This window comes from Cupriavidus sp. Agwp_2 (assembly GCF_040784895.1).
In the GTDB taxonomy this organism is placed as follows: Bacteria; Pseudomonadota; Gammaproteobacteria; order Burkholderiales; family Burkholderiaceae; genus Cupriavidus.
Genome location: NZ_CP088084.1, coordinates 2,150,967 through 2,177,106 on the forward strand (window position 1 = coordinate 2,150,967; position 26,140 = coordinate 2,177,106).

General features: G+C 65.7%; 20 protein-coding genes and 1 pseudogene. 12 read left to right on the forward strand and 9 right to left on the reverse strand.

All coding sequences use genetic code 11. From position 1 onward, the window contains the following. Positions 1 to 5 precede the first annotated feature (5 nt). Positions 6 to 2,216, forward strand: a complete 2,211-nt coding sequence (locus LPA45_RS27475) for a xanthine dehydrogenase family protein molybdopterin-binding subunit (protein ID WP_116323098.1) — start codon at positions 6 to 8, stop codon at positions 2,214 to 2,216. 78 nt (positions 2,217 to 2,294) lie between these two features. Here LPA45_RS27475 and LPA45_RS27480 read toward each other — a convergent pair whose 3' ends face one another. From LPA45_RS27480 to LPA45_RS27495, 4 genes are all read right to left on the reverse strand, one after another. Next, on the reverse strand, positions 2,295 to 3,551 hold the full coding sequence (locus LPA45_RS27480; RefSeq protein ID WP_116323097.1) for an MFS transporter: 1,257 nt from the start codon (positions 3,549 to 3,551) through the stop codon (positions 2,295 to 2,297). A gap of 57 nt (positions 3,552 to 3,608) precedes the next feature. Then, entirely contained in the window at positions 3,609 to 4,811 is a 1,203-nt protein-coding gene (locus tag LPA45_RS27485) for a chromate transporter (RefSeq protein WP_116323096.1), read from the reverse strand. Positions 4,812 to 4,847: 36 nt separating this feature from the next. Continuing rightward, complete coding sequence (locus LPA45_RS27490) at positions 4,848 to 5,810, reverse strand: chromate resistance protein ChrB domain-containing protein (RefSeq protein WP_116323095.1); 963 nt, start codon at positions 5,808 to 5,810, stop codon at positions 4,848 to 4,850. 200 nt (positions 5,811 to 6,010) lie between these two features. Next, a complete protein-coding gene (locus LPA45_RS27495) occupies positions 6,011 to 6,532 on the reverse strand; it encodes a hypothetical protein (RefSeq protein ID WP_116323094.1) in 522 nt (173 codons plus the stop codon). A gap of 366 nt (positions 6,533 to 6,898) precedes the next feature. On the opposite strand from LPA45_RS27495, the gene LPA45_RS27500 reads away from it, so the two are divergent. Continuing rightward, positions 6,899 to 7,927, forward strand: coding sequence for a YeiH family protein (locus LPA45_RS27500; protein WP_116323092.1), 1,029 nt, complete (start codon positions 6,899 to 6,901; stop codon positions 7,925 to 7,927). A gap of 368 nt (positions 7,928 to 8,295) precedes the next feature. After that, complete coding sequence (locus LPA45_RS27505; RefSeq protein WP_116323091.1) at positions 8,296 to 10,971, forward strand: excinuclease ABC subunit UvrA; 2,676 nt, start codon at positions 8,296 to 8,298, stop codon at positions 10,969 to 10,971. 375 nt (positions 10,972 to 11,346) lie between these two features. On the opposite strand, the gene LPA45_RS27510 is transcribed toward LPA45_RS27505, so the two are convergent. Both LPA45_RS27510 and LPA45_RS27515 read right to left on the reverse strand, forming a co-directional pair. Beyond that, complete coding sequence (locus LPA45_RS27510; protein ID WP_233528396.1) at positions 11,347 to 11,784, reverse strand: ester cyclase; 438 nt, start codon at positions 11,782 to 11,784, stop codon at positions 11,347 to 11,349. Positions 11,785 to 11,870: 86 nt separating this feature from the next. Beyond that, positions 11,871 to 12,650, reverse strand: coding sequence for an SDR family oxidoreductase (locus tag LPA45_RS27515; RefSeq protein ID WP_317920036.1), 780 nt, complete (start codon positions 12,648 to 12,650; stop codon positions 11,871 to 11,873). A gap of 225 nt (positions 12,651 to 12,875) precedes the next feature. Here LPA45_RS27515 and LPA45_RS27520 point away from each other — a divergent pair, with 225 nt between their 5' ends. From LPA45_RS27520 to LPA45_RS27550, 7 genes and pseudogenes are all read left to right on the forward strand, one after another. Next, positions 12,876 to 13,418: a VOC family protein gene (locus LPA45_RS27520; protein WP_116323089.1), complete on the forward strand. Its 543-nt coding sequence runs from the start codon at positions 12,876 to 12,878 to the stop codon at positions 13,416 to 13,418. 250 nt (positions 13,419 to 13,668) lie between these two features. Continuing rightward, a complete protein-coding gene (locus LPA45_RS27525; protein WP_116323088.1) occupies positions 13,669 to 14,700 on the forward strand; it encodes a LacI family DNA-binding transcriptional regulator in 1,032 nt (343 codons plus the stop codon). 176 nt (positions 14,701 to 14,876) lie between these two features. Then, on the forward strand, positions 14,877 to 15,854 hold the full coding sequence (locus LPA45_RS27530) for a zinc-binding dehydrogenase (protein WP_317920037.1): 978 nt from the start codon (positions 14,877 to 14,879) through the stop codon (positions 15,852 to 15,854). A 184-nt stretch (positions 15,855 to 16,038) separates the two neighbouring features. Further along, positions 16,039 to 17,007: a tripartite tricarboxylate transporter substrate binding protein gene (locus LPA45_RS27535; protein WP_116323086.1), complete on the forward strand. Its 969-nt coding sequence runs from the start codon at positions 16,039 to 16,041 to the stop codon at positions 17,005 to 17,007. 34 nt (positions 17,008 to 17,041) lie between these two features. Further along, positions 17,042 to 17,548: a 2,4'-dihydroxyacetophenone dioxygenase family protein gene (locus LPA45_RS27540; protein ID WP_116323085.1), complete on the forward strand. Its 507-nt coding sequence runs from the start codon at positions 17,042 to 17,044 to the stop codon at positions 17,546 to 17,548. A 124-nt stretch (positions 17,549 to 17,672) separates the two neighbouring features. After that, entirely contained in the window at positions 17,673 to 18,644 is a 972-nt protein-coding gene (locus LPA45_RS27545) for a tripartite tricarboxylate transporter substrate binding protein (protein ID WP_116323084.1), read from the forward strand. 90 nt (positions 18,645 to 18,734) lie between these two features. Continuing rightward, a pseudogene (locus LPA45_RS27550) lies at positions 18,735 to 18,938 on the forward strand (cyclic nucleotide-binding domain-containing protein); the annotation flags it as partial. Between the two features lie 70 nt (positions 18,939 to 19,008). Here LPA45_RS27550 and LPA45_RS27555 read toward each other — a convergent pair. The 3 genes from LPA45_RS27555 to baeS form a co-directional block, all read right to left on the reverse strand. Then, on the reverse strand, positions 19,009 to 19,215 hold the full coding sequence (locus LPA45_RS27555) for a hypothetical protein (protein WP_317920052.1): 207 nt from the start codon (positions 19,213 to 19,215) through the stop codon (positions 19,009 to 19,011). Positions 19,216 to 19,365: 150 nt separating this feature from the next. Then, on the reverse strand, positions 19,366 to 20,058 hold the full coding sequence (locus LPA45_RS27560) for a response regulator (RefSeq protein WP_317920039.1): 693 nt from the start codon (positions 20,056 to 20,058) through the stop codon (positions 19,366 to 19,368). Beyond that, entirely contained in the window at positions 20,055 to 21,431 is a 1,377-nt protein-coding gene (gene baeS, locus LPA45_RS27565; RefSeq protein WP_116323081.1) for a sensor histidine kinase efflux regulator BaeS, read from the reverse strand. Before baeS ends, LPA45_RS27560 begins: the two co-directional genes overlap by 4 nt. Before the next feature lie 192 nt (positions 21,432 to 21,623). Between baeS and LPA45_RS27570 the strand changes: the two genes are divergently transcribed. Both LPA45_RS27570 and LPA45_RS27575 read left to right on the forward strand, forming a co-directional pair. After that, a complete protein-coding gene (locus tag LPA45_RS27570; RefSeq protein WP_116323080.1) occupies positions 21,624 to 22,868 on the forward strand; it encodes an efflux RND transporter periplasmic adaptor subunit in 1,245 nt (414 codons plus the stop codon). A 13-nt stretch (positions 22,869 to 22,881) separates the two neighbouring features. Then, positions 22,882 to 26,073, forward strand: coding sequence for an efflux RND transporter permease subunit (locus LPA45_RS27575; RefSeq protein ID WP_116323079.1), 3,192 nt, complete (start codon positions 22,882 to 22,884; stop codon positions 26,071 to 26,073). Positions 26,074 to 26,140: the final 67 nt, after the last annotated feature.

The window sequence follows — 26,140 nt, forward strand, 5'->3', positions numbered from 1 at the left end:
TTAGCGTGAACAACACTGCTATCGGCGCGTCGCCGCGCCGCATCGATGGCCGGCTCAAGGTGACCGGCACCGCCCTCTATACGGCGGACCGCACGCTGCCCGGCATGCTGCACGCCTACGGCGTGTACAGCACCGTGGCGAGCGGCCGCATCACCGGGATCGAGACGGCCGACGCGCGCCGCGTTCCCGGTGTGGTCGACATCCTGCACAACGGCAACTTCCCCCGCCTGTACCGGACGCCGAAGAGCCCGATCTCGGGCGCGACCATCCTGACTGCGTCGATCACCGACGAGCACCGTTTGCCGTTCGAGGACAACACCATCCACTACGGCGGCCAGATGGTGGCGCTGGTCGTGGCCGATACGTTCGAGCACGCCCGTGAGGCGGCGTACCGCGTCAAGGTGTCGTACGCCCGCACCAGGCCGGTCACGGACCTGGAACACGGCATCAAGGCGAACGGCCTGCGCGACGGCGGAAGAGGGCATGCGCGCGGCACGCCGGCACCGGCATTCGACCAGTCGGCGGTCAAGGTCGACGCCATTTACCGTACCCCGGTCGAAACCCACAACCCGATGGAAATGCACGCCACGCTCGCGTGGTGGGAGGGCGGCGACCTGCATCTCTACGAAGCCACCCAGGGCGCCACCGTCCATCGCAATACCATTGCGCAGATCTTCGGCCTCACTCCCGAGCATGTCACCGTCGACGCGCCCTTTATCGGCTCGGGATTCGGCTCCAAGCTGTTCCTGTGGCCGCATTCCGTCGCGGCCAGCGCGGCAGCGCGAATGACCGGCCGTCCGGTGAAGCTGGTGGTGCCGCGCGCCTACATGTTCACGACCACCGGCCAGCGGCCTGAAACGCGGCAGCGCGTGCGCCTGTCGGCAGGGGCCGATGGGAAGCTCACGTCGATCCGGCACGAATCGGTCAACACCACCTCGTTCATCGAACAGTACGTGGAGAATTGCGGCGGGATGACGCAGAGCGTGTATTCGTGCCCGAACCTCATGGTGAGCCATCACACCACCAACGTGCACCGTGGCGCGCCGACGTCGATGCGCGCCCCGGGGGCCGCGCCGGGTTTGTTTGCGCTTGAATCCGCCATCGACGAACTGGCGCTTGCCTGCCGCATCGATCCCTTGCAGTTCCGGCTTGCCAACCTGTCCACGCGCGACGAAAGCCTTAACCTGCCGTGGTCCAGCAATCACCTGCGCGAGGCCATCGAGCAGGGCAGCCGCAAGTTCGGCTGGGACCGGCGCGATCCGCGCACGGGGTCGATGAAGGCCGGCAACGAGATCGTCGGCTACGGCCTGGCCGTATGCAACTGGGACGCCTGGCGCACGCCAGCCGAGGCCCGTGTCCTCCTGCGCAGCGATGGCACCGCGGCGGTGACCTGCGCGATCCAGGACATTGGCACGGGCATGTACACGATCGTCGCGCAAACGGTCAGCGAGCTGACCGGCCTGCCATTCGAGAAGATCGATGTCAGGCTGGGCGATTCGACTTTTCCGGCGGCACCGGTAGCCGGTGGCTCCTGGGCCACGGCCAGCGTCCTGCCCGCCGTGGCCGAAGCCACGCGCAACGCGATCGGCCAGCTGCGCACATTCGCGACGCAGGACGGCGCCGCCTTCGCGGGTGCCAGGCCCGAAACACTGAAGATGCAGAATGGCCGCCTGACCGACGGCAAGCGCGCCGTCGACTATGCCTCGGTCCTCGATGCCCAGCGCTTTGCCAGCGCGGAGGGCTTCGCCCGGACCGGCGGCACACCGACCGACAAGCTGTCCTTCATGTCTTTCGGCGCCCACTTTGTCGAGGTGCGCTGGGATCCCGGCATTTCACGGCTGCGCGTCGCCAGGGTCGTGAGCGCGATCGATGTGGGGCGGGTCATCAACCCGGTCACTGCCCGCAACCAGGTGGAAGGCGCGATCGTGATGGGCGTCGGCATGGCCTTGTTCGAAGCCACCGAGTATGACGAACGCGATGGCATGCCGGGCAACAACAACTACGCCGAATATGCGGTCCCCGTCCACGCAGACCAGCCGGAGATCGACGTGATCCTGCTCAACCACCCCGACCTGGAATTCAATGAATTCGGCGCGCGCGGCATCGGGGAGATCGGCATAACCGGTTTTGCCGCCGCGGTTGCAAACGCCGTCTACCACGCCACGGGCAAGCGGATTCGGAATCTTCCCATCACGAAGGAGAAGTTGATGGGGTGAGCCTGATCCAAAAGGGGAACCCCGCTGCCGGATGCAGCGGGTTTTCAGCGCAGCACCGGCCACGTGCGGGTCCGGAACTCAATGCAGGAGCCTGACCCTGCGGAATCCGCCCAGCATCGCCAGGTCGTAGGCAATCTTCAACAGTCCGCAGGCTACCAGTGGCGCGCTGGCATAGCCGTAGGCCATCAATGCGGCAGCGAGCGCGGGACTGAGCGCTGCGGCGAGGCTGCGAGGCACCGACGTCAGGCTTGCCGCGGCAGCCCGTTCGGGGGGCGTGACAACCGCCATGACATAAGCCGTCCGGGTGGGCACATCCATCTGCGACAGTGCACTGCGGACCAGAAGCAAGGCCAGGCTCGTTTCGAGGGTGGGTGCAAAGGCGGCCGCAATCAGGCACAGGCTGGAGGGGATGTGCGTGAACACCATCGTATTGAGCAGGCCAATTTTTCGCGCGAGCGGCACTGCGGCAAGCTGGGAGAACGTCGTCAGCATGCCTGCGGCAAAGAAGAACTGGCCCGTGGCGGCCGGACTCAGTCCGAAGCGCTGCATCAACCACAGCGACAACAGCGAATTCACGACCAGTCCGCCTGCAAACGCGTCCACGCTGAACAGCATGGCAAGGCGCAATACGATCGGGCGGGACGGCCCCAATGGTGTTGTCGGTGGCGTTGCCGGGCCGGCCTGTGGTGTGGCCGGCAACCGCGCATAGATGCGCCACAGCAGTACGCCGACCAATGCGTAGAGGATGAACATCAGGCGCATCGCGTCCAGTGCCGATACCGGAAAGCGCGCGACCAGCGAAGCCGGAATTGCCGCTGCCAGCGCACCCAATGCAGAGGAAAAGGCGCCAACCAGCCCATAGCGGGCGAAGAGTGCCGTCCGTGCCTCCGGCACCGCCGACTCGGCCAGCCTTGCGTGTTCCAGCGGCAGGAACACGCTGACATCGCCAGCGCCCGGATTCAGCGTGCCGACAAAGGCGACGATCAGAAGTGGCCAGAGTGCGGAAATTCCCGAAAAGCCGAGGCCTGTCGCAAACATCAGCGCCGCCGCGGCCATCAGCAAGCGGCGTTGCGCAAAGCGGTGCCCGACGACCCCGACCAGGATGGTCGCCACGGCAGAGCCGACCAGCGTCGTGCTGCTGATGAATCCCACCGCCATCGCGTCAAAGCCAAGGGCCAGCAGGTAAGAAGGCAAAAGCACCGCGATGTACCCATCGCAAATGCCCCGCAGCCCGCGGCCGGCAAGCAATGGGATGGCATCGCGATCCACGCCGGATGGCAGGACGATGCGCGCGAGGCCGTCCGGGGCAGCGTCTGGCGGGTGATCTTCGTGCACAGTTATGGCCAATCCGACGTTGCCCTTCTGCACCGGTGCCTGGAAACGGATCCCGGTCTAGCCGGAATGCGCGTGAAGAAGCGGATAGATAATGAGCCCGATCAGCGCGGCACCGGTAATGACGACGGGCTCGGGCAGTTTCTTGAACCTTAGCAACAGCGCGACCGTTCCAAGGGCGAGCAGGATCGTGGGAACGTCGACAATCGAGCGCTTGGCCAGGACGAAGACCGCGCCGGAAATGGCGCCGATTGCGGCCGCCGTAACGCCATCGACAAAGGCAAGGATGGCAGGCACCTTTCCGTACTTCTTGAAGTATGGGGCCGGCAACACGGTAAACAAGTAGCAGGGAAGAAACGTTGCCAAAGCCGCCACGCAGGCGCCGGGAAGCCCCGCTACCAGGTAGCCGATAAAGCCGACCGTAATCACCACGGGACCTGGCGTGATCATGGCAACGGCTACCGCATCGACAAACTGCCTTTCATTGAGCCACTGGTGCTCTGTCACGACACCGCCGTAGAGGAATGGCACGATGGCGAGCCCAGAGCCAAAGACGAAGGCGCCGGCCTTGGCAAAGAACACCGCGACCTGGGTCAGCAAGGGCCAGTCCAGCGTGCTGAACAGGCTCATCGTGGCGGGAACCTGTGTCGCGGCGAGCGCATTGGCGCCACCCTGGCGCAACCATTTCGGCGGGGCGCGGCAGAACCAGGCAAGCATGCCGGCCGCCAGGAACAGCCAGGCGATTTCGGACTCAGTGAAAATGGTCACTGCGGCGACGATGAGGTAGATGGCCCACAGCAGCTTGTCCTTGCCTATGCTCTTGTTGGTCAGCTTGTAGGCACTGATGGCAATGATGCCGATGACGGCGGCACCCACGCCATAGAAAACGGATTGCATCCAGGTCAAGCCACCGAAGCTGACATAGGCCCAGCCGAGCGCCAGCACCATCAGGAACGATGGCAGCACGAAGGCCAGCCCGACCAGCGTGGCCCCTGCCACGCGATAGTGGACGTAGCCCAGGTAGATCGCCAGTTGCGCGGCCATCGGGCCAGGCGCGAGCTGGGCCAGGGCAATGCCTTCCTTATAGTCGCTGTCGCTGATCCATCCCCGTCGCTCCACCAGGTCGCGATGCATATAGCCGGCCAGCGCCACCGGCCCGCCAAAGCCAAAGGTGCCAAGGCGAAGGAAATACAGCACCAGTTGCCAAAGCGTGCAGGCCGAACGTTGCGCCGTGCCCGGCGACGCCATGCCGGGTTGTTGCATGCGAGTCATGGTGAGGCTCTTTGCAAGAATGGGTTGTCAGGCTTTCTTGCTGGTCGAGAAATGCGCGTACAGCGAATCCAGCACGGTGCCGATTTCAGCAAGCAAGGCATTGTCGTCGCCCACGCGCGACCGTGCGCCAGATAGCATGGCCTCGAAGCCGCTGGCTTCCGGTACCGACGTGCCGCCGATGTCGAGTGCATGGACCATCGCGCCGAGCCGCGCCAGTCCCCGGTTGCCATCGAGGCCAAAACTGGCCAACAGCACCTCGAACGTCACCCGCTCGCCGACGTGCGTAAAGGTGGCGCCGTCGAAATCGAAGCCCAGCGCATCGTCAGGGCAATGCGCCGGAGACTCCAGCCACAGGAATCTCGCATGGGTATCAATGAAGCGCTGGATCAGCCAGGCGCAAGCCACCCGGTCCACCCACAGATGCCGTCGGGTAGCCCAGAGCCGGCCCTGATACCGGGCGGGATCACGGCGCGCAATCGCCTGCGTGCGTGCCTGTGGCTCATCTGGTGACTGGAGCAGCGCTACCGTGCGCTTGAATTCTCTCCACTGCGCTTCAGCGCGGCTCGATGCCTCGTTGGGAAAGAAATCGACTTTGCGGATGGCGTCGTACGTTCGCGCGTGCCGACGCAGCAGGCGACTGAGCTCGGCACCGCTCAGTGTGGAAAGCGTCGGGCGGGAGTCGTCCAGATCGGCCAGGAATTCTGCGTAGCCGGCGCTGCGGTCGAACAACGCACGGAGTGTTGCGACCTCATCCTGGCTGTGTGGACTGACGTTGAGTAGCCACGCATCGCCATTCTCCTGCCTGGTGGTTTCCGCCAGATCCTGAAGTTCCGCCAGGTGTTCGTCCCCAGCCGGCAACAGGTAGGCGCCATCGCGCAGCGCGACGCATCCAAGTGCCTTGGTTGAGCGCCAGATTCGCATGCGCGTGGTGGCGCCGGATGTCGGAAGACTGACGATGAGCAGGGCCCAGGGGCCGATGAAAGCAGTCATGGCTCGGATCTTAGAAGCCCATAGCTGACATTTCAACGTTGTAGAGATCTCTACATCCTGCCTCTCTGCTTAAATGCGAATTTCGATCTGGGCGGTGCATTATGCGCCGCTTATTGCGTTGCCGGACGGCGCCAGTCTGTTGACGTTTGGCAGCGGCGCCATGGTGCGCCAACTGCTGGCCGCCGGCGGCAACGCCAGACCTACTTGCTGGCGTCCCGCGCGTCGCCGCCGATCGCGTCGACGATGATCATGGTCCGGTCGAGCACGCCGCGTTCGTCAAAGTAGGCGCTGAAATGCGCTGGCATGTAGGCACCTGCGTAGAGCCGGTACGACCAGGCTTCGCGCTTCATCAGCGGATAGTACTGAATGGGCTCGCGCGGACGGCCGAAGCGCTCGGCAATATCCTGCTTGGTCCAGACGCCGGGGCGTGCCTCGTAGATTTCCTTCTCGGTCAGCATCTGCCGAAACTTTGTCAGCTTGCCGTTCACGTCAAAGTCCGCCGCATAGACTTCGAAGCCGAGCGGTTGCTTCGAATAGATCCACCGAGTGGTGCCGTCAGCAAGCCGGTAGGTTTCCGTGGGAGTGCCGAACGTATCGCGCACGGCATTTTGTGGGCTGCCAAGCATACCCTCCGCGGTTTCGAGGGGCCGAAGGGTGGCGCAGGCGGCCAGCACGAGGGTCGCCACGATGGCGGCCACGCAGGCGGGCAGGCGATAACGCATGATCGTTCTCCAGTCGGGCGACGGGGTGTGCCAGTTCAGCATAGCCCACGCAGCGTCCAATGGCGCTGGCGGAGAAACTGGCGTCACGCCCACCGTTGCGCAGGCGGCAATGCCTGACCGGATTCGCACGAACGCTCACTCAAAGCCTACCCTCAAGGCGGTGCCGCAGGGAACGCTAATTATTGCCGGTGGCATGTAATGCAAAGTCGTTGGCATCCTTTGCATGGCCGAACTGCGCGCCTTGCAGCATGCTTGACAGGTGGGAGATTGCATAGTGTGTCCGCCGGCGTTTTCCCGGTTTGCGAAGATGGCGGGCTTTATTTCGAGAGGAGTGGCGACCTTCATCGATGCATCGGAGAGACATTCATGTCCGAAAGATTTCTGAATCCGAGCTTGCTAAGCACCTTTCGGGGCAATCTCCCTGGCATGGTCATCAGCGCGGTGGTAACCGTCGCAGCCATGTCGCTTGCCTCGCATTATCATGCGCCGGTCATGCTGTTCGCCTTGCTGCTGGGGATGGCGCTGAACTTCCTGTCGCGGGAATCCTCCAGCGCTGCCGGCATCGACTTCAGCGCCAAGCAGGTGCTCCGGCTGGGTGTGGCCTTGCTGGGATTGCGCATTACGGCCTCGCAGGTGGTGGCGCTGGGCTGGCACTCCGTTGCCATGGTCGTGCTGGCAGTCGCCCTGACCATCGTGTGCGGCATCGTGCTGGCCCGGTTGATGGGGTTCCAGACGTTCTTCGGCCTGCTCACCGGGGGCGCAGTGGCAATCTGCGGTGCTTCCGCGGCGCTGGCCCTGTCCGCGGCCATGCCGCAGCATCCGCTGAAGGAGCGCGCGACGCTGTTCACGGTGATCTCCGTCAGCACGCTATCCACGGTGGCGATGGTGCTATACCCGATGCTCGCGCAACTGCTGGCTCTGCCTTCAGTACAGGCCGGAACCTTTATCGGCGGGACCATCCATGACGTGGCCCAGGTAGTGGGGGCCGGCTATAGCATCTCACACGAAGCCGGGGATGCGGCGACGCTGGTCAAGCTGATGCGGGTGGCCATGCTGCTGCCGGTGATCGCGCTGGCTGCATGGTTGTCGCAGCGCCATCAGCGCGCACAAGGGGAAGCCGGCAAGGGGCCGCGCCCGCCGCTGCTGCCGTGGTTTGCCGTGGCGTTTGCGGTGCTGGTGGCGATCAACAGCACCGGCTGGTTGCCCTCAGGACTGGTCAAGGCGGGGCAGTTCGCTTCGCAGTGGTGCCTGGTCATGGCGATGGTGGCAATTGGCATGAAGACTCACCTCAAGGACATCTTGTCTGTCGGCTGGAAGCCGGTGGCGCTAATGGTGCTGGAGACGCTTTTCCTCGCTGTGCTGTTCTACGGCATGCTGGTGATGGTGCAACACTAGTTCGTCCACGCGCAGGCTCTGGCGCCGCCCATCCCCGCATCGTCCGCAAAAGCCGCCATGCGTGCGCCAACCGCCAAGGCAACCAACCCTCATCCCGAGGGGCTCTGGCATGCTTCCTGCCTGTTGGGGGCTGGAAGTTGCCGCGCGGCCTTGCGACGGCGGAGGGAAGCGGCAGACCTCGCTCACGGCTGCGGCCTTGCCGAACGGCGCTGCAGGCGTCTGGATTGCGGCGTTGACGCCAGCCTCGCGGAGGAAGCGGCGCACCCACCAGGCGTAAGAAGTAGCTGGAAGGACGTAGATCCGGTCGGAAATTTGTGCAAGGGGGCGGCCGAATACGCGACGCGGATACGAAACCAGCACCAATTCGTATGGACGATGAAAAACTCCAGAGCCAGTTGACACCGGACGACGCGTTGCAGGCCGCGGCCTGCGGCGTGGCAGACAACTTCGTCCGCGTGCGCGGCGCGCGCGAGCACAACCTCAAGAACGTGGATGTCGATATCCCGCGCAACGCGCTGGTCGTGTTTACCGGGGTATCGGGTTCCGGCAAGTCTTCGCTGGCATTCGGCACGCTCTACGCCGAAGCGCAGCGGCGCTACTTCGAGTCGGTGGCACCGTATGCCAGGCGGCTGATCGATCAGGTGGGCGTACCGGAGGTCGATGCCATCGAGGGGCTGCCGCCCGCCGTCGCGCTCCAGCAGCAGCGCGGCGCGCCCAATGCGCGCTCCACGGTGGGAAGCGTCACCACGCTGGCGAGCCTTGTGCGCATGCTCTACTCGCGCGCCGGCACCTATCCGGCCCGGCAGCCAATGCTGTATGCGGAGGATTTCTCGCCCAACACGGTGGAGGGCGCATGCCCGACCTGTCATGGTCTGGGCCGCATCTACGATGTCACCGAGCAGTCGATGGTCCCCGACGATTCGTTGTCGATCCGCGAGCGCGCGGTCGCCGCATGGCCGCCAGCATGGCACGGGCAGAACCTGCGCGACATCCTGGTCACGCTTGGTTACGACGTGGACAAGCCGTGGCGCGAACTGCCGAAGAAGGATCGTGACTGGATCCTGTTTACCGAGGAACAGCCCACGGTGCCGGTATATGCCGGATTTACCCCCAGGGAAGTACGCGCCGCGCTCAAGCGCAAGATGGAGCCCAGCTACCAGGGCACGTTCACGGGCGCCCGTCGCTATGTCCTGCATACCTTTGCCACGACGCAGAGCGCGTTGATGAAGAAACGGGTCGCGCAGTACATGCTCGGACGCGAATGCCCGGCGTGTCACGGCAAGCGACTGAAGAAAGAAGCGTTATCGGTGACGTTCGCTGGCATGGATATCGGTGAGTTTGCGAGTCTTCCGCTTGCCCGCGTCGCGGAGATCATGCGCCCGATTGCTCACGGCGCGTGGACGGACGCAGGGGATGCATCCGGCGCGGTACTGGGCACGAGAGCGAGGCGCGCTGCCACGGCGCGGCGCGTCGCTGCGGGGGGATCCGCGCACAAGGGGGCGCCCGACGTGCGGCGCACGCCCAACCTCTCCGACGAAAAGCGGTTGGCCGCGCAGCGCATCGCGGAAGAGCTGATGGAGCGCTTGTCCACGCTCATCGACCTCGGCTTGGGTTATCTGTCGCTGGACCGCAGCACGCCAACGCTGTCGTCGGGCGAATTGCAGCGGCTGCGGCTGGCCACGCAGTTGTCTTCCCAACTGTTCGGCGTCGTCTATGTCCTGGACGAACCCTCGGCCGGGCTGCATCCGGCCGATGGCGAGGCGCTGCTGCTGGCGCTGCGACGACTGAAGGCGGCGGGCAACTCGCTGTTCGTGGTCGAGCATGACACGCAGACCATGCGCCACGCGGACTGGATCGTGGACGTGGGCCCTGCCGCCGGCGAGGGCGGCGGGCGTGTGCTCTACAGCGGGCCACCCGACGGACTCGCCGCGGTGCAGGCATCGCGCACCGCAACTTACCTGTTTGGCGAGCGCCAGGTGCCGCTGCGAAACGCTCGCGATCCGGCGGGCTGGCTCAAGCTCGCGCATGTCTCGCGCAACAATCTGCACAAGGTCGATGCGGCAATACCGCTGGGCTGCTTCACGGCGGTAACGGGGGTTTCGGGATCGGGGAAATCGAGCCTCATCAGCCAGGCCCTGCCGGAACTGGTGAACCGGTATCTGGGCCGCGTGAACGATAGCGACGCCGACGAGGAGCGCGATCCGCTGTTCGCGGTGACGGATGCCCCTACCGAGGGGCGCGTCGCGGGCGGCATGGAGGCTGTGCGCCGCCTGGTGCGTGTCGACCAGAAGCCCATTGGCCGCACGCCGCGATCGAACCTCGCCACCTATACCGGGCTGTTTGATCACGTGCGCAAGCTGTTTGCCGACACCCCCGCAGCGCGCAGGCGACGCTATACGCCCGGACGCTTTTCCTTCAACGTGGCGCAGGGTCGTTGCCCGACGTGCGAAGGCGAGGGCTTCGTCAGCGTGGAGCTGCTGTTTCTGCCGAGCGTCTATGCACCCTGCTCCGTCTGCCATGGCACGCGTTATCAGCCGCAGACGCTGGAAATCCTGTGGCAGGGCAGGAATATCGCGGAAGTCCTCGACCTGACCGTCGATGCTGCCTGCAAGGTCTTTGCGGACGAACCCGCGCCGATGCGATCGTTGAAGGCGTTGCGCGATATCGGTCTGGGTTATCTCCGATTGGGGCAACCTGCCACCGAACTGTCGGGCGGTGAGGCGCAACGCATCAAGCTGGCCACTGAACTGCAACGTTCGCAGCGCGGCGACACGCTCTACGTGCTGGACGAACCCACCAACGGACTGCATCCGGCCGATGTTGACCGCTTGCTCGTGCAACTGCAGGAACTGGTCGATGCGGGAAATACCGTCGTAGTCGTCGAACACGACATGCGTGTCGTGGCCCAGGCGGACTGGGTGATCGACATGGGTCCCGGCGCTGGCGAGGAGGGCGGTCGCGTCGTGGCTTGCGGTCGGCCTCCGGAGATCACGGGCGTGGTGGCCAGCCGCACGGCGCAATATCTGGCAACGGAACTAAGCTGATCGCGCCGGCGGCAACGGATGGCGTAGCGCGTCCATGGTCGCGTAGAAGTCGTCCGCCTGCTGCTGCGCCGTACTCCGCATCGTCTCGGTGCGCTGCGCAAGCGTGGCAGCATGTTCCGAGAGCCCGAAGGAAGCACGCTGGCTGACCGAGCGCGAGCGAAGCGACCTGGCGCAGATGCTGAGCCAGGACCGCGCGGGCCCTGGCCACGCGCGCATGCGTGACGCGATCTTCGATGCGCGCGTCTGGATGCTCTGCGCGTCGATGTTCCCGCAAGGATCGGGTCGCGCGCCCGGCCAGCCACACGTCGGCCGCCTGACCCATGAAAAGAGGCGGGGCCCCAGGCGCTCGCCTCTTGCCGGATTCGCCGCGGCGCGTCAGAGCAGTCCGAGGGCCCGCAGCTTGGCGTCGGTGGCGGAGTAGGGGCGCTCGCAAATGATCTTGTCCGAATCCGCCGCGAATTCAAACGTCGCGGCCATGCGCACGCGGAACTTGCGGCCGGTGGGCGGGAAGGTCTTCCCATTCGCCTTCAGATCGCCAAGGTGCGTGCCCGAGAGCCAGAACTCGACCAGCACGGTGTCGTCCGCGGCGGCGATGGCGATGATCTCGTTGGCCAGGTCCGGGAAGGCAGCGCGCGAGGAATCGAAGTAGCCGCGCACCTCTTCTTCGCCATCGAACACCGTGCCGGTGGCGTGCATTTCGTACCGGGGATGCGCAAAGGTGTCGATCACGGCATCCCATTCGTGCGTGCACTCGAGGGCCATGTGATCACGCACGGTCTGGATGCGTGCGGCGTTCAGGGATTCGGACATCATGTTCTCCATCAGGTTTTTGCGGGAAGGACCGGCGACTGGCATCGACCCGCGCTGCGCCAGTCGCCATATGGGATTGGAATGCGGTGTCAGCGCAGCAGCCGCCAGCCGCCGTCCACGGTGAACTCGCCGCCCGTGATGTAGCCGGCATCGTCCGACGCCAGGAAGGCGATCAGGTTGGCGACATCCTCGGGCTTGCCTTCATCGGCGAGCGGAATGCGCCGGCCAGCCGTTCGGGGATCGACGCCGCCGGCCGCCTGGCGTTGCTTGTACTGGTCGAAGATCGTTTCGAGCATCGGCGTGGCGATCTTGCCGGGGTGGACGGAGTTGCAGCGGATCTGGTGGCCGTTCTCGGCCCCGGCCAGCGCCACGGTCTTGGTCAGTTGGGTCACCGCGCCCTTGCTGGCGCCGTAGGCAACGCTTTGAAGCGTCGGGTAATACGCGCCGACGGAGGCGAGGTTGATGATGGCGCCCTTGCCGGTCTTGCGCATGGCCTCGACGCCTTCCCGGCATCCCAGGAAGGTGCCGTCCAGGTTCACCGACATGACGCGCCGGAAGTCAGCGAGGGTAGTGTTGGTGAGCGTGCCGTTGACCACATCGCCGACGATACCCGCCGCATTGACCAGCACGTCGAGCCGCCCGTGACGCTCGAGGATCGCTGCGATCGTGGCCTTCCAGCCCGCCTCGCTGGTCACGTCCAGCGCCATGAACGCGGCGCCGATCCGGTCCGCCGCAGCGGCGCCGTTGCCGCTCGCAAGATCGGCAATGACGACACGCGCGCCGCGTTCTGCCAGCAGGCGCGCGGTTGCGGCGCCGATGCCGCTTGCACCGCCGGTCACCAGCGCTACCTGGTCCTTGAACTGAGTCATCTCGATGGTCTCCTGTGAGTTGTCCTGCAAGCGCAGCTTCCTGCATATCACCTTGTGTTACGCAAATGAAGAAACGTTTCCACAACGATTCAGGATTGTTTGTTCGGCTTAAAATCTGGACAATCATGGTAAACACTACCCACCTGAACCGGGCCGCTACGCGTATATTGTTAAAACGTTTCCGCACTAGCGGGACGGCAACCCTGAGACGACAAGGAGACAGCAATGAGTTATTTGTTCGGCGGCGTCCGGCAGCTTGGCTACGTGGTGAGCGACATCGAGAAGGCGATGGCTCACTGGACGGAGAAGCTCGGCGTCGGACCGTGGTTCTACAAGGAAGACGTGGGCACCACGGAGTACCGCTACTACGGCAAGCCCGCGACGCCGCCGAAGCTGTCGATCGCGCTGGCCAACTCGGGCGACCTGCAGATCGAGCTGATCCAGCAGCGGGACGACGCGCCGTCGCTCTACCTGGACTCGCTCAAGCGCAGCGGCGAAGGTGCGCAGCATATTGCCTACTGGACGGAAGACCGTTTTGACGAAATCGTGGCCCACCTGCTGGAGGCCGGCTACGTTGAGGGGCACGGCGGCCGGATGGGTCCGCGTGGACGTTTTGCCTACTTTGTGCATCCGGGACTGCCCAGCGGCATGTTCGAGATTTCCGAGCTGACCGGTGGCAAGGGCGAGTACTTTGCCGAGGTCAGGCGTGCCGGGCTGGCCTGGGACGGCAAGGGGCAGGCGATCCACCATATCGGCGCGCCGCGATAGCGAGGCGCGGCAGGCAGGCCTTTCCGGCTGCCATCGCCCGCAATCCCCGCCGGCCGCCGTGCCGGCCGCGGACCCCGGGGAGTCCGCGTCATCCGGTGAGCTAGAATGCTTGGCATCCGGGAAATGACGCATAACTCGCCGCCGGATCGCCGCGCCTGCCGTGGCGGCCGGCGGTAAAAGAACAGGGGAGGGAGTTGATGTTGCAGTCTTGTGCGAAGCCCGTGGCGGCTCAACCTGGCGTGAAACGTTGATGAAGCCACGCATCACGATCCGGGAAGTTGCCAAGGAGGCCGGCGTCTCGATTGGCACGGCGTCCCGTGCGCTCAATCGTGCCGGTCGCGTCAGCGAAGCGGCGATTGCCGCCGTTTCCAAGGCGGCCAGGCGGCTGGGGTACGAGCCCGACGCGATCGCACAGAGCATGCGTACGCGCTCGTCCGGAGCCATCGGCCTGATCGTTTCGGATCTGTCCAACCCGCTGTACGCCAGGATCATCACCTCCGTGGAGGCCGCGCTGCAGGCCGCCGGATATGCGTTGCTGATCGCCAGCACGCATAACGATGGCAAGCGCGAGAAGAACCTGATCGACCTGTTCCGCCGCCGGCGCGTGGACGGCCTGATCCTCGGCCCCTGCGAGACGGAGAACCCAAGGCTGCTGGAGCAACTCTCGCAGGAGATGCCGGTCATCGCGCTTGACCGCGATTTCGGTCCGACCGGCACCGGCGTCTATGTCGACCACTACAACGGCGCGCTGCAGGCTACCCGTTACCTGCTCAACCTGGGCCACACGCGCATTGCGCTGCTGACCCCGGGCAGCGTCCTGCGCCCGGGGCGGGAACGTATCGCCGGATTCAAGGAGGCGTACAAGGAGGAGGGTCTCAAGCCGGTGCCCAAGCTGATCCGCTGCGAGAAATCAGCAATGGACTTCGCGTTCACCGAAGCACTGTCGCTGCTGTCGGGGTCTGAAGCGCCCACGGCGTTCATGTGTCTTGGTACGCGCATCCTGGCCGGGGTGTTGCAAGCGATGCGGCATACCGGCCGCACGGCTCCCGGCGATGTCAGCGTCATCAGCATCGGCGATACCGACCTGTCGCAACTGTTCAGCCCATCCATCACATCGCTGACATGGGATCTTGAGATCGTCGGTACAGTGCTCGCCCAGCTCATGCTCAAGCAACTGGAGCGCGGCGCAGACGTCGAGCCCGAAACCATTGTCATCACCACGCAACTCGTGCTCCGCGAGTCATGCGGTCCCGCTACGGCGCGCAAGAAAGCCACCGCGTAGCCGCGCCACAAGCGCTTCCCTGATCACCGATGCCGCCCCTGTTCGAGGCGGCATTTTTTTGTCCGGCAGTTCTTGCGTAAAATGCGAAAACGTTTCTACAATGAATGCGCCCCACGTGACCGCGGCAGTGATGCGGTGCACACGTACCCAGAATTATTCGACAGGAGATACGCGCAATGAAAGCTGCGATTCGCGGTGAGACGGGACTTGTTTTTGCAGAGCTGGAGATCCCTCGACCCAAGGCCACCGAGATCCTCGTGAAGGTCCGGGCCAGTTCCCTGAATCGCGCCGATCTGTCGCTGGTCGACGGGAAAGCACATGGGGCGGCTGGCGGGACCGGCACGCCGCTGGGCCTGGAGTGGTCCGGGGATGTCGTCGCGGTCGGCGCGGAGGTCACGGTGTACAAGGTTGGCGACAAGGTGATGTGCTCGGGCCTCGGCGGCTTTGCGGAGTATGCCGTCACCGATTGGCGGCGCGCCTTTCCGTTTCCTGACCCGGAGATGGATTACGAGACCGGCGCCTGCCTGTCCGTCGCGCTGCGCACCACCCATACGGCGATGCGGCATCTGGCCGGGCTTGAAACCGGGCAAAGCGTAATGGTGCTCGGTGCGTCTTCCGGCGTTGGCCTGATGGCGCTGCAGGTGGCAAAGCACTTCGGCGCCAGCGTGGTCATCGGCACCTCGACCAAGCCCGACCGCCGGGCGCGCCTGGCGGAGTTCGGCGCCGACATCGCGCTCGACAGCAACGATCCGCACTGGCTGGACGCCGTGCTGGAACACACCGGTGGCCGCGGCGTGGACCTGCTGGTCGATTTCCTGGCCGGCCCTTATATCAACGACAGCATGCGCGCAGTGAAGATTGGCGGCCGCATCGTCAATATCGGCCGGATGGCGGGGGAGAGCGGTGAATTCGACTTCGACCTCCATTCATTGCGGCAGATCCGGTACCTCGGCATGACCTTCCGGACGCGTACCGTCGAGGAGTTCGGCGTCATTGCGGAACGGGTGCAGCGAGATCTCTGGCCGGCGCTCCGGCAAGGACAGCTTCGCCTGCCCATCGATGCCAGGTTGCCGCTGGAGCGTGTCGCGGAAGCCTGCGAGCTGATGCGCAGGAATACGCATTTTGGAAAGATCGTCCTGACGCAGGACGCATAAGACATCCGCGCCGCTGGCGCCAGCAAAACCTCGCAAGACTCTCACGGGTTTACCACCATTTGATTCGAGCGGGCACCGTCGCACAATTTGTGGAAACGTTTCACCATGTTCCATGAGATGCCACGTTGAACGGCAACGGAACACGGCGCCATCAACGCGTGAAACACAGAAGCTGGAGACAAAGATGAAGAAGTACGCCGCCCTCGCTTTCCTCGCCGCCGCCGCGCTGTCATTTGGCGCGCAGGCGCAGGGCGAAGCCAGCTATCCGACCCGGCCGATCCGCCTGATTGTCCCGACCGCACCGGGCGGTGGCGGCGACGTGTTCGCCAGGATCCTCGCGGACCAGCTCGGCCGGCGCCTGAAGCAGCCGCTGGTCGTCGAGAACAATGCCGGCGCGGCCGGCACCATCGCGATCGGGCAGCTCGCGCGTGCCACGCCGGATGGCTACACGATCGGCCTTGGCACGATGACGACCACCACGCTGGCGCCGGCCGTCTACCAGGCGCTGCCATACGACCCGGTCAAGGACCTGACGACCATCGCCCGCGTGGGAACGTCACCGATCATCCTGGTTGCCACCAAGGACTTCCCCGCCAACAACCTGAAGGAACTCGTGGCCCTGGCAAAGAAGAGTGCTTCGCCGCTGCAGTTCGGCACCTGGGGGGCTGGCTCCACCGGTCACTTCTGCGCGGAGGTGCTGGCGCAGAAGACCGGAATCAAGCTGGACCACATCCCGTTCAAGGGCACGTCGCCCGTGGTGACTGCCATGCTGGGAGGCGTGGTGAAGCTGGGCTGGCTGGATATCGGCAGCGGCACGTCGGCGGTCAAGACCGGCAAGATCAAGGCGCTGGCCATGTGCACGCGTCGCACGGCGAACTTTCCCAATGTTCCGACTTACAAGGAGCAGGGGGTCGATTTCGACCAATGGACGGGATGGGCCATGTTCGCGCCGGCGGGCCTGCCAAAGCCGGTCACGGAAAAGCTTGCGGCTGCAGTGCAGGACGCGCTCAAGGATCCGGCGGTGACGAGCAAGATGGCCGACCTCGGCATCACGCCGGACTATGTTCCCGGAAGCGAACAGGCCGCGATCAATGCGCGCGACATCGAGGTGTGGAAGCGCGTCGCGCGCGAAGCCAATATCAAGCTGGACTAAACATTCCCCATATCCCACGTTCTTGGAGATAGCAATGCCATTGCCAAAGGTTGTCACGCACCAGGACCGGCTGCTGACGGTCAACATTCATGAATCGCGCGAGTTCCCCGGATCCGAGCCGGGCTCTACCATCATCCCGCTGTTCCTCGATCGGGAAAACGGCGTCTGGGTGCTGTACGGGAAGTTCGAGCCGGGCACGACGCTCCCGCCGCATTTCCACACCGGTACCGTGCACTTCTTCACGACCAAAGGGCAGTGGAACTACGTCGAATATCCCGAGGATCCGCAAACCGCGGGCAGCTACCTGTATGAGCCCGGCGGCTCGGTGCATACGTTCTCCGTGCCGGCGGATGCTACGGAGCCAGCCGAAGGCTTCATGGTCGTGTACGGCGCCAACATCATATTCTCGGAAGACGAATTCCAGCAGGTGCGCGATGCCGGCGCCATTGAAGAAGGCCTCCTCGCCGCAGCGCGCAAGGCCGGGATTCCCGTCCCGCGCTATATCCGCCCGAAAGGCGGCGCGGAGTTCTCCGTGGGCTGAGGCGGAGCAGGCGCCGGCGGGCTGCACAGGCCGGCTGCCCCGAACAGCAGGCATCGATGAAGCGGTGTCCATGCTCATCCATGCATCAACGTGGCCACAACAAGAAACTCCGGAGACAACAGTGATGAAGCATTCCCTCCTCAGCGGTGTCGTGGCGATCTGCCTGTCGGTCCCAACCGTCGCCCTGGCCCAGCCCCCGGTCGACTACCCCAGCCGCCCGGTCAAGCTGATCGTGCCCTCTGCCCCTGGGGGCGGCGCGGATGCCTTTGGCCGTTTGCTGGGCGGTCATCTGAGCAAGCGCCTCAGGCAGCCGTTCGTCGTGGAGAACGTCGCCGGCGCGGCTGGCACGATTGCGATCGGTCAACTGGCGCATTCCAGGCCCGATGGCTACACGATCGCCCTGGGCACGATGACCACGACCACGCTGGCGCCGGCGGTTTATCGCCAGTTGCCCTACGATCCGGTCAAGGGCCTGACGACGCTGGCAAGGGTCGGCACCTCGCCGATCATTCTGGTCGCCAATGCAGACCTGCCTGCCAACAATCTCAAGGAGTTCGTCGAACTCGCCAGGCGCAGCCAGAAGCCTATCCAGTTCGGCACCTGGGGCCCGGGCTCGACGGGGCACTTCTGCGCTGAAGTACTGGCGCAGAAAACGGGCATCAAGCTTGACCATATTCCGTTCAAGGGCGGTGCCGCAGTCATGACGGCCATGATGGGCGATGTGATCAAGGTTGGCTGGCTCGATATCGGGTCCGGCACGACCGCGGTGAAGACAGGCAAGATCAAGCCGCTGGCGATGTGCACCCGGCGGACTTCCAACTTCCCGAACGTTGCCACGTACAAGGAGCAGGGCGTCGACTTCGACCAATGGACGGGCTGGGCGATGTACGCGCCAGCAGGCCTGCCGAAGCCGATCGTCGACAAGATCGCGACGGCGCTGAAAGATACGCTGCAGGACCCCACCGTCAAGGCAAGGATGACCGACTGGGGCATCACGCCCGACTATCTCGGTGGCGCAGAGCAGGCTGCCATCAACGTGCGCGAGATCGAGGTCTGGAAGGGTGTGGCCCGAGAGGCCAACATCACACTGGACTGACCACCCATGCCAGGCTTAGCGCAAGCCGGCCGCGATCCGGGTCCGGAACTGCTGTCTCCCGAACTGGAGGCGGCGTTGCGCGCCCGAGTCATGCGCCGGCGCCTGGCGAAGAACGAAGTGCTGTTCACATATGGCTCGTCGCCGGAGGCGCTGTTCTGCGTGGAGCGTGGGCGGATGCGCTTCAGCGTCACGGCGGCCAACGGCCGCGAGGCCGTGCTCAGTGTGCTGGAGCCCGGGCAATGGTTCGGCGAGGTCTGGCTGGTCATGGATGCGCCCCGTGTCTATGACGCGCGTGCGGTGGTCGATTGCGAGGTGCTGATGGTCCCCGCGCAGGCGTTCCACGCCATCGTCGACCACCGCGGAATTACGCCGCGGCGGCTACGTCCGCCGCCTTGTCCTGCAGCAGGCCGGCAATGGCCTGCGCCTTCTGCCCGGCTGGCAAGCCGGCCAGCAGCTGCTGCATCATGGTCAGGCTGTCGTAGTAGATCCTCCGGATCTCGTCGGCAAAGTGATCGCGAACCACGCGTTCGCGAAGCATGCGCAGGGCTGCGCCAGGGGTTGTTGTCGTCATGGAAGTCTCCGTCGCGCTTTTGTGAGGCGCTGCCAGGCCGGTTTGGAACGGCAGTGCTGGAGACGATTATCGGCAGGTGAACCGAAGAAGACTGTCGCGGATTGGCATTTCAGTGCTGAGGTATTGGCATGCCCGCCACAGCCTGGTCCACTACAACTCCATGCGGTATCCCACCCCGTAGATCGACTTGATCCAGTCCTCGCCGCCCGCGTCGGCCAGCTTGCGGCGCAGGTTCTTGACGTGGCTGTCAACGGTACGGTCGGCCACCACGCGGTGGTCGTCATACAGCCCGTCGAGCAGCTGGTCGCGCGAAAACACGCGTCCTTGCGCGCGGTACAGCATCCGCAGCAGCCGGAATTCCACCGGCGTCAGGTCCAGCACCCCGCCGTTCACGCTGGCGCGGCCTGCCGCCTCGTCCAGCTGCAACGGGCCGGCGGCTTGTGTGCCGGGCACCAGGCGATGGCGGCGCAGCACCGCGCCCACGCGTGCAACGACCTCGCGCGGACTGAACGGCTTGCAGATGTAGTCGTCAGCGCCGACTTCAAGCCCGAGCAGCCGGTCGATCTCCTCGACGCGCGCGGTGACCATGATCACCGGCACCGCGCTCTCCGCTCGCAACGCCCGGCAGATGTCGATGCCGTCGCGGCCCGGCAGCATCAGGTCGAGCAGCACCAGGTCGGGCCGCTGCGCGCGCCAGGCCGGCAGCGCCCCATCGCCGTCGGCGACCCAGTGGTGGGTGTAGCCGGCCGCGCGCAGGTAGTCGCCAAGCACGGCGGCGAGCCGCGGTTCGTCTTCGACGATCCGGATGTGGCCAGGTGGTCTGGCCTGGTTGTCTTCGGTCATGCTGCGTCCAGCGGCAGTTCGATGGTGATGCGCAGCCCGCCCAGCGGCGAAGCGTCAGCGCGGATGGCGCCCTGGTGCGCCTCGGCGATGTTGCGGCAGATGGCCAGGCCCAGGCCGCTGCCGCCGCTGGCGCGGTTGCGCGACGCTTCGACGCGGTAGAAGCGCTCGAACAGTTGTTTGCGCTTGTCGGCGGGCACGCCGGGGGCGCTGTCCTCGACCCGCACCACTACGTTGTCGGCCTGGCGCGTCCAATGCACGCGCACCACGCCGCCGGCATCGGTGTAGCGCAGCGCGTTCTCCAGCAGGTTGGCGAACAACTGGTGCAGCCGGCGCTCGTCGCCCAGCACGATCAGCGCCTGCGCCGCGGGTTCTTCTTCCAGGCGCAGGCTGGCGGCGGCAAAGCGCGCGCGCATGCCGTCTGCCGCCGCGCGCAGCACCGTGCCGAGGTCGATCGGCGCGCGGCGGTAGGCAAAGGCGCCGACATCGGTCAGCGACAGGTCGTGCAGGTCGTCGATCAGCTTGCCGAGCCGGCCGACCTCCTGGTGCATGGCATCCAGCGATTGCGGCGTGGGCGGGCGGATGCCGTCCTGGATGGCCTCGACCTCGGCGCGGATCACGGCAAGCGGCGTGCGCAACTCATGCGAAATGTCGGCCATGAAGGCGCGGCGCGTGCGTTCGTTGTTCTCCAGCGCCTGCGCCATGTGGTTGAAGTCGCGCGCCAGCGTGCCGAGTTCGTCGGGCGCGCCCGGGTCGATGCGCGAGGCGTAGTTGCCCGCGGCCAGCGCATGCGTGCCCTGCGCCACGGCGCGCAGCCGGCGCAGCAGCGCGCGTGTCGCCACCAGCGTAAGCGCGATCGCGACCAGCACCGAAGCCAGCCCGATCAGCCACAGGGCCTTGCGCTGCTCGCCCAGGAACGCGGTCTCGCGCGAGGACATGACCTGCTCGAACGACACCATGCCGATCCATCCCACCAGCCGGCCATCGACGATGACCGGGCGCCGGATCGCGGCGGTGTCGACATTGGGATTGCCGGCGACGCGGCGCTGCGCGGCGTCCAACAGGCCGATGCGCGGGATCACGCCGGTTTCGTCGGCGGTGGTGGGCGCCGGCGGCGGGCCGGCGTCCGGGTGCGGCACCAGCAGGCGGAACCATGCGCGGAAATCGGTGCGCAGGAAGTCCCAGTTGCCGTGCTCGCGATAGGCGGCCACCACGCGCGGCATGGCCTGCTCCATGCGCTCCACGCCTTCGCCATCCAGGTAGTCGACAAAGCCGTGCTGGAAGCTCACGCGCATGGCGGTGGACTGCACGACGAGCACGGTAATGCACGCCGCCAGGATGGCGGCGAAGAGCTTGGCGGTGATGCTGATCTTCATGGAGCGGGGGCGGGCGGCCGCGCTGTGGCAATGGCAGCAATGGCGGCAATGCGGCAATGGGCACGATGCAGCATCTTAACCCCGGCCTGCGGGGCCAGATCAAGGCCTTTCCGCCGATCCTGCGCAATCTCCATATTTGCTGCACATTGCTGGACGAGGATGGCGTCATCCCAAAAAAGCCAGACGATCCAGATGCCGCAATCCCGCCCCCTCGCCGCCAGCGCCGGCGCCACATCGCGCGGCCCGCGCGCCCTGCCACGCCGTGCTGCGCTGGTCCTGGCGATTGCATGCGCCGCCGCGTTCGCCCTGTCGGCCTGCTCGAAGCCCGCCGCGCCGCCCCGGCCGCAGTCCGAAGTCGGCGTGGTGACCGTCAAGACCGAACGCCTGGTGCTCGACAACGCGCTGCCGGGCCGAACCCGCGCCTACCAGGCCTCCGACGTGCGCCCGCAGGTCGGCGGCATCCTGCTGCGGCGGCTGTTCACCGAAGGCGCTGACGTAAAGGCCGGCCAGGCGCTGTATGAGATCGACCCGGCCACCTACCAGGCCGCCTACGACACCGCGAAGGGCGAACTGGCGCAGGCCGAGGCCGATGTGCTGGCCGCGCGCCCCAAGGCCGAGCGCTACCGCAACCTGGTGGCGCTCGACGCCGTGTCGAAGCAGGATGGCGACGACACCGTCGCGACGCTGCGCAAGGCCGAGGCCGCCGTGGTCGCGGCAAAAGCGACGCTGCGCAGCGCGCGCATCAACCTGGGCTATACGCGTATCACCGCGCCGATCTCGGGCCGCATCGGCACCTCGGCCTCCACGCCGGGCGCGCTGGTGACCGCGCAGCAGGAAACCGCGCTGACGAAGATCCAGCAGCTCGACCCCATCTACGTCGATGTCACGCAGTCGAGCGCGCAGATGCTCAGGCTGCGCCGCCAGTTCGACGCGGGCAAGCTCAAAGCCGTCGACGGCAAGGCCGAGGTGCACATCCAGCTGGAAGACGGCAGCGCCTACGCGCGCACCGGCACGCTGGAGTTCGTCGGCGCCTCGGTCGACGAGACCACCGGCAGCGTGACGCTGCGCGCGGTGGTGCCGAACCCCGACCACCTGCTGTTGCCCGGCATGTATGTCAAGGCGGTGCTGCCGATGGCCGTGGACGAGCAGGCGATCCTGGTGCCGCAACAGGCGGTCAGCCGCAACACGAAGGGCGAGGCTACCGCACTGGTGGTGGGCGCCGACGGCAAGGTCGCGCAGCAAGTGCTGGGCGTGAGCCAGACCCACGGCGACCGCTGGGTGGTGACCTCGGGTTTGCAGGCGGGCGACAAGGTCATCGTCGAAGGCACGCAGAACGTGGTGATCGGGCAGGCGGTAAAGACCGTCGAGGCCGGCGCCCGTGCATCTGCCACGGCGGGACCTGCCAGCGCAACGGCTGCTGCCGGCAAGCAGGCCTGAGGAAACCGCAGCCATGGCACGTTTCTTTATCGACCGCCCCATCTTCGCCTGGGTCATCGCCATCGTGATCACGCTGGCGGGCCTGCTGTCCGTCACCACGCTGTCGCTGGAACAATACCCGAGCATCGCGCCGCCTTCGGTCTCGATCCGCGCCACCTATACCGGCGCCTCGGCCGAGACCGTCGAGAACTCGGTCACGCAGGTCATCGAGCAGCAGATGAACGGGCTCGACCACCTGATGTATATGTCGTCGAGCAGCACCTCGTCGGGCAGCGCGCAGGTCTCGCTGACGTTCGAGTCGGGCACCGACCCGGATACCGCGCAGGTGCAGGTCCAGAACAAGCTGCAGCAGGCCGAGGCCATGCTGCCCGACGCCGTGCGCAATACCGGCGTGACCGTGTCGAAGTCGAGCGGCAGCATGTTCATGGTGCTGTCGTTCACCTCGGACGACGTCAGCATGACCAGCACCGACATTGCCGACTTCATGGCATCGTCGCTGCAGGATCCGGTCAGTCGCGTCAACGGCGTCGGCAATGTGCAGGTGATGGGCGCCAAGTACGCGATGCGGATCTGGCTCGATGCCGAGCGCCTGCGCCACTATGCGCTGATGCCGTCCGACATCGCCAGCGCGATCTCGGCGCAGAACGCCGACGTGTCTTCCGGTTCGATCGGCGGCCTGCCGGCCGTCGACGGCCAGCAGATCACCGCCACCGTCAAGGCGCGCAGCCGGCTGAAGACGCCGGAGCAGTTCGGCGCGATCGTGCTCAAGACCGACAGTGCCGGCGCCGCGGTCTACCTGCGCGACGTGGCGCGCGTGGAGCTGGGTAGCGAGAGCTACAACGCCACCGGCCGCTTCAACGGCAAGCCGTCCGCCGGCATGGGCATCGAACTGGCCAGCGGCGCCAATGCGCTGGATGTTTCCAGGGCGGTCAATGCGCGGCTGGAGCAGCTCAAGCCATATTTCCCCGCGGGCATGAAGTACCAGGTGGCCTACGACACCACGCCGTTCGTCAAGATCTCCATCAGGGAAGTGGTCGAGACGCTGGCCGAGGCGATCGTGCTGGTGGTGCTGATCATGTTCCTGTTCCTGCAGAACTGGCGCGCCACGCTGATCCCGGCGATCGCGGTGCCGGTGGTGTTGATGGGAACGTTCGGCGTGCTGGCGGCGTTCGGCTATTCGATCAACACGCTGACCATGTTTGCCATGGTGCTGGCGATCGGGTTGCTGGTGGACGATGCCATCGTCGTGGTCGAGAACGTCGAGCGGGTGATGAGCGAAGAGGGCCTGTCGCCGCGCGAAGCCACGCGCAAGTCGATGGGTCAGATCCAGGGCGCGCTGGTCGGCATCGCCATGGTGCTGACCGCGGTGTTCATCCCGATGGCGTTCTTCGGCGGCTCGACCGGCATGATCTACCGCCAGTTCTCGGTGACCATCGCGGCCTCGATGATCCTGTCGGTGCTGGTGGCGATGACGCTCACGCCGGCGCTGTGCGCGAGCCTGCTCAAGCCGGTGGCGCACGGCGGCGCGGTGTCGGAGCGGGGCGTGCCGGGGCGCTTGCTGGGACGATTCTTCCACCGCTTCAACCAGCGCTTCGACCGCGGGGCCGATCTGTATCGCAATGGCGTGGCGCGTCTGGTGACGGGCCGGCGCAAGCTCGGCATGGCCATCTACGCGCTGCTGCTGGTGGCGATGGCGCTGCTGTTCTGGCGCCTGCCGACCTCCTTCCTGCCCGAGGAAGACCAGGGCACGCTGATGGTCATGGTGACGCTGCCGCCCGGCGCCACCCAGCAGCGCACGCTGCAGGTGATGGACCGTCTCGGCAGCTATGCGCGCGGGCAGGCCGAGATCAGCTCGGTGTTCACCGTGGCCGGCTTCAGTACCGCGGGCAGCGGCCAGAACGCGGGGATGGGCTTTATCCGGCTCAAGGACTGGAGCGAACGCAAGGCGAGCGCGCAGGAGATTGCCGGCCGCATTACCGCGGCGATGGCCGGCACCGAGCGCGACGCGCGCGTCTTTGCGCTGGCGCCCGCCGGCATTCCGGGGCTGGGCCAGACCGCTGGCTTCGAGATGCGCCTGCAGGACCTTGGCGGCGCCGGCCACGAAGGGCTGGTGGCGGCGCGCACCCGGCTGCTGAAACTGGCCGCAGAAAGCAAGCTGCTGCGCAACGTGCGCTACAACGGCCTGGAAGACGCGCCCACGCTCGAAGTCAAGGTGGACGACCGCAAGGCCGGTGCGCTCTCGCTGTCGGCCACGGACATCAACAGCACGCTGTCGGCCGTGATGGGCGGCAACTACGTCAATGACTTTGTCGACCGCAGCCGCATCAAGAAGGTCTACGTCCAGGGCGACGCCTCCGCGCGGATGACGCCGGAGGATATCGGCCGCTGGTACGTGCGCAACAGCGCGGGCGAGATGGTGCCGTTCTCGGCTTTCGCCACCAGCGACTGGACCTATGCGCCGCAATCGCTGTCGCGCTTCAACGGCTCGGCGTCGATGGAGATCACCGGCGAGGCGGCGCCGGGCGTCAGTTCCGGCGCGGCCATGCAGGAGATGGTGCGGCTGGTGGCGCAACTGCCGGGAGGTTTTGGCTACGCATGGGCCGGCCAGTCATACCAGGAGCAGCTCTCGGGCGCTCAGGCGCCACTGCTGTATGCGGTCTCGCTGCTGTTCGTGTTCCTGTGCCTGGCGGCGCTGTATGAAAGCTGGTCGATCCCGTTCTCGGTGATGCTGGCGGTGCCGGTCGGGATTGCCGGGGCATTGGTCGCGACCACCTTGCGCGGGCTGTCGAATGACGTCTATTTCCAGGTGGGGCTGCTGACCACGGTCGGGCTGGCAGCCAAGAACGGCATCCTGATCGTCGAGTTCGCGCGCGAGCTGGAAGCGCAGGGCCGTTCGCTGGTCGCCGCCACGCTGCACGCAGCCCGGATGCGGCTGCGGCCGATCCTGATGACGTCGCTGGCGTTCATGCTGGGCGTGCTGCCGCTGGTCATCAGCCGCGGTGCCGGTTCGGGCGGACGCCATTCGCTGGGCACCGGGGTGCTGGGTGGCACGCTGCTGTCGACGGTGCTGGGCATTGTCTTCGTGCCGCTGTTCTATGTGATCGTGCGCTCGCTGTTCCCGGGCAAGCGCCATGCCGACGAATCGGCGCAATCGGCGCAATCGGCGCAACCGACGCAGGGTGGCATTGAGGAGGTGAAGTCGTGAAGTGGGGCAATACATTGAATCGCCGGGAAGCAGGCCGGCGACTGGGACGCTCTGGCGTGGTGACGAA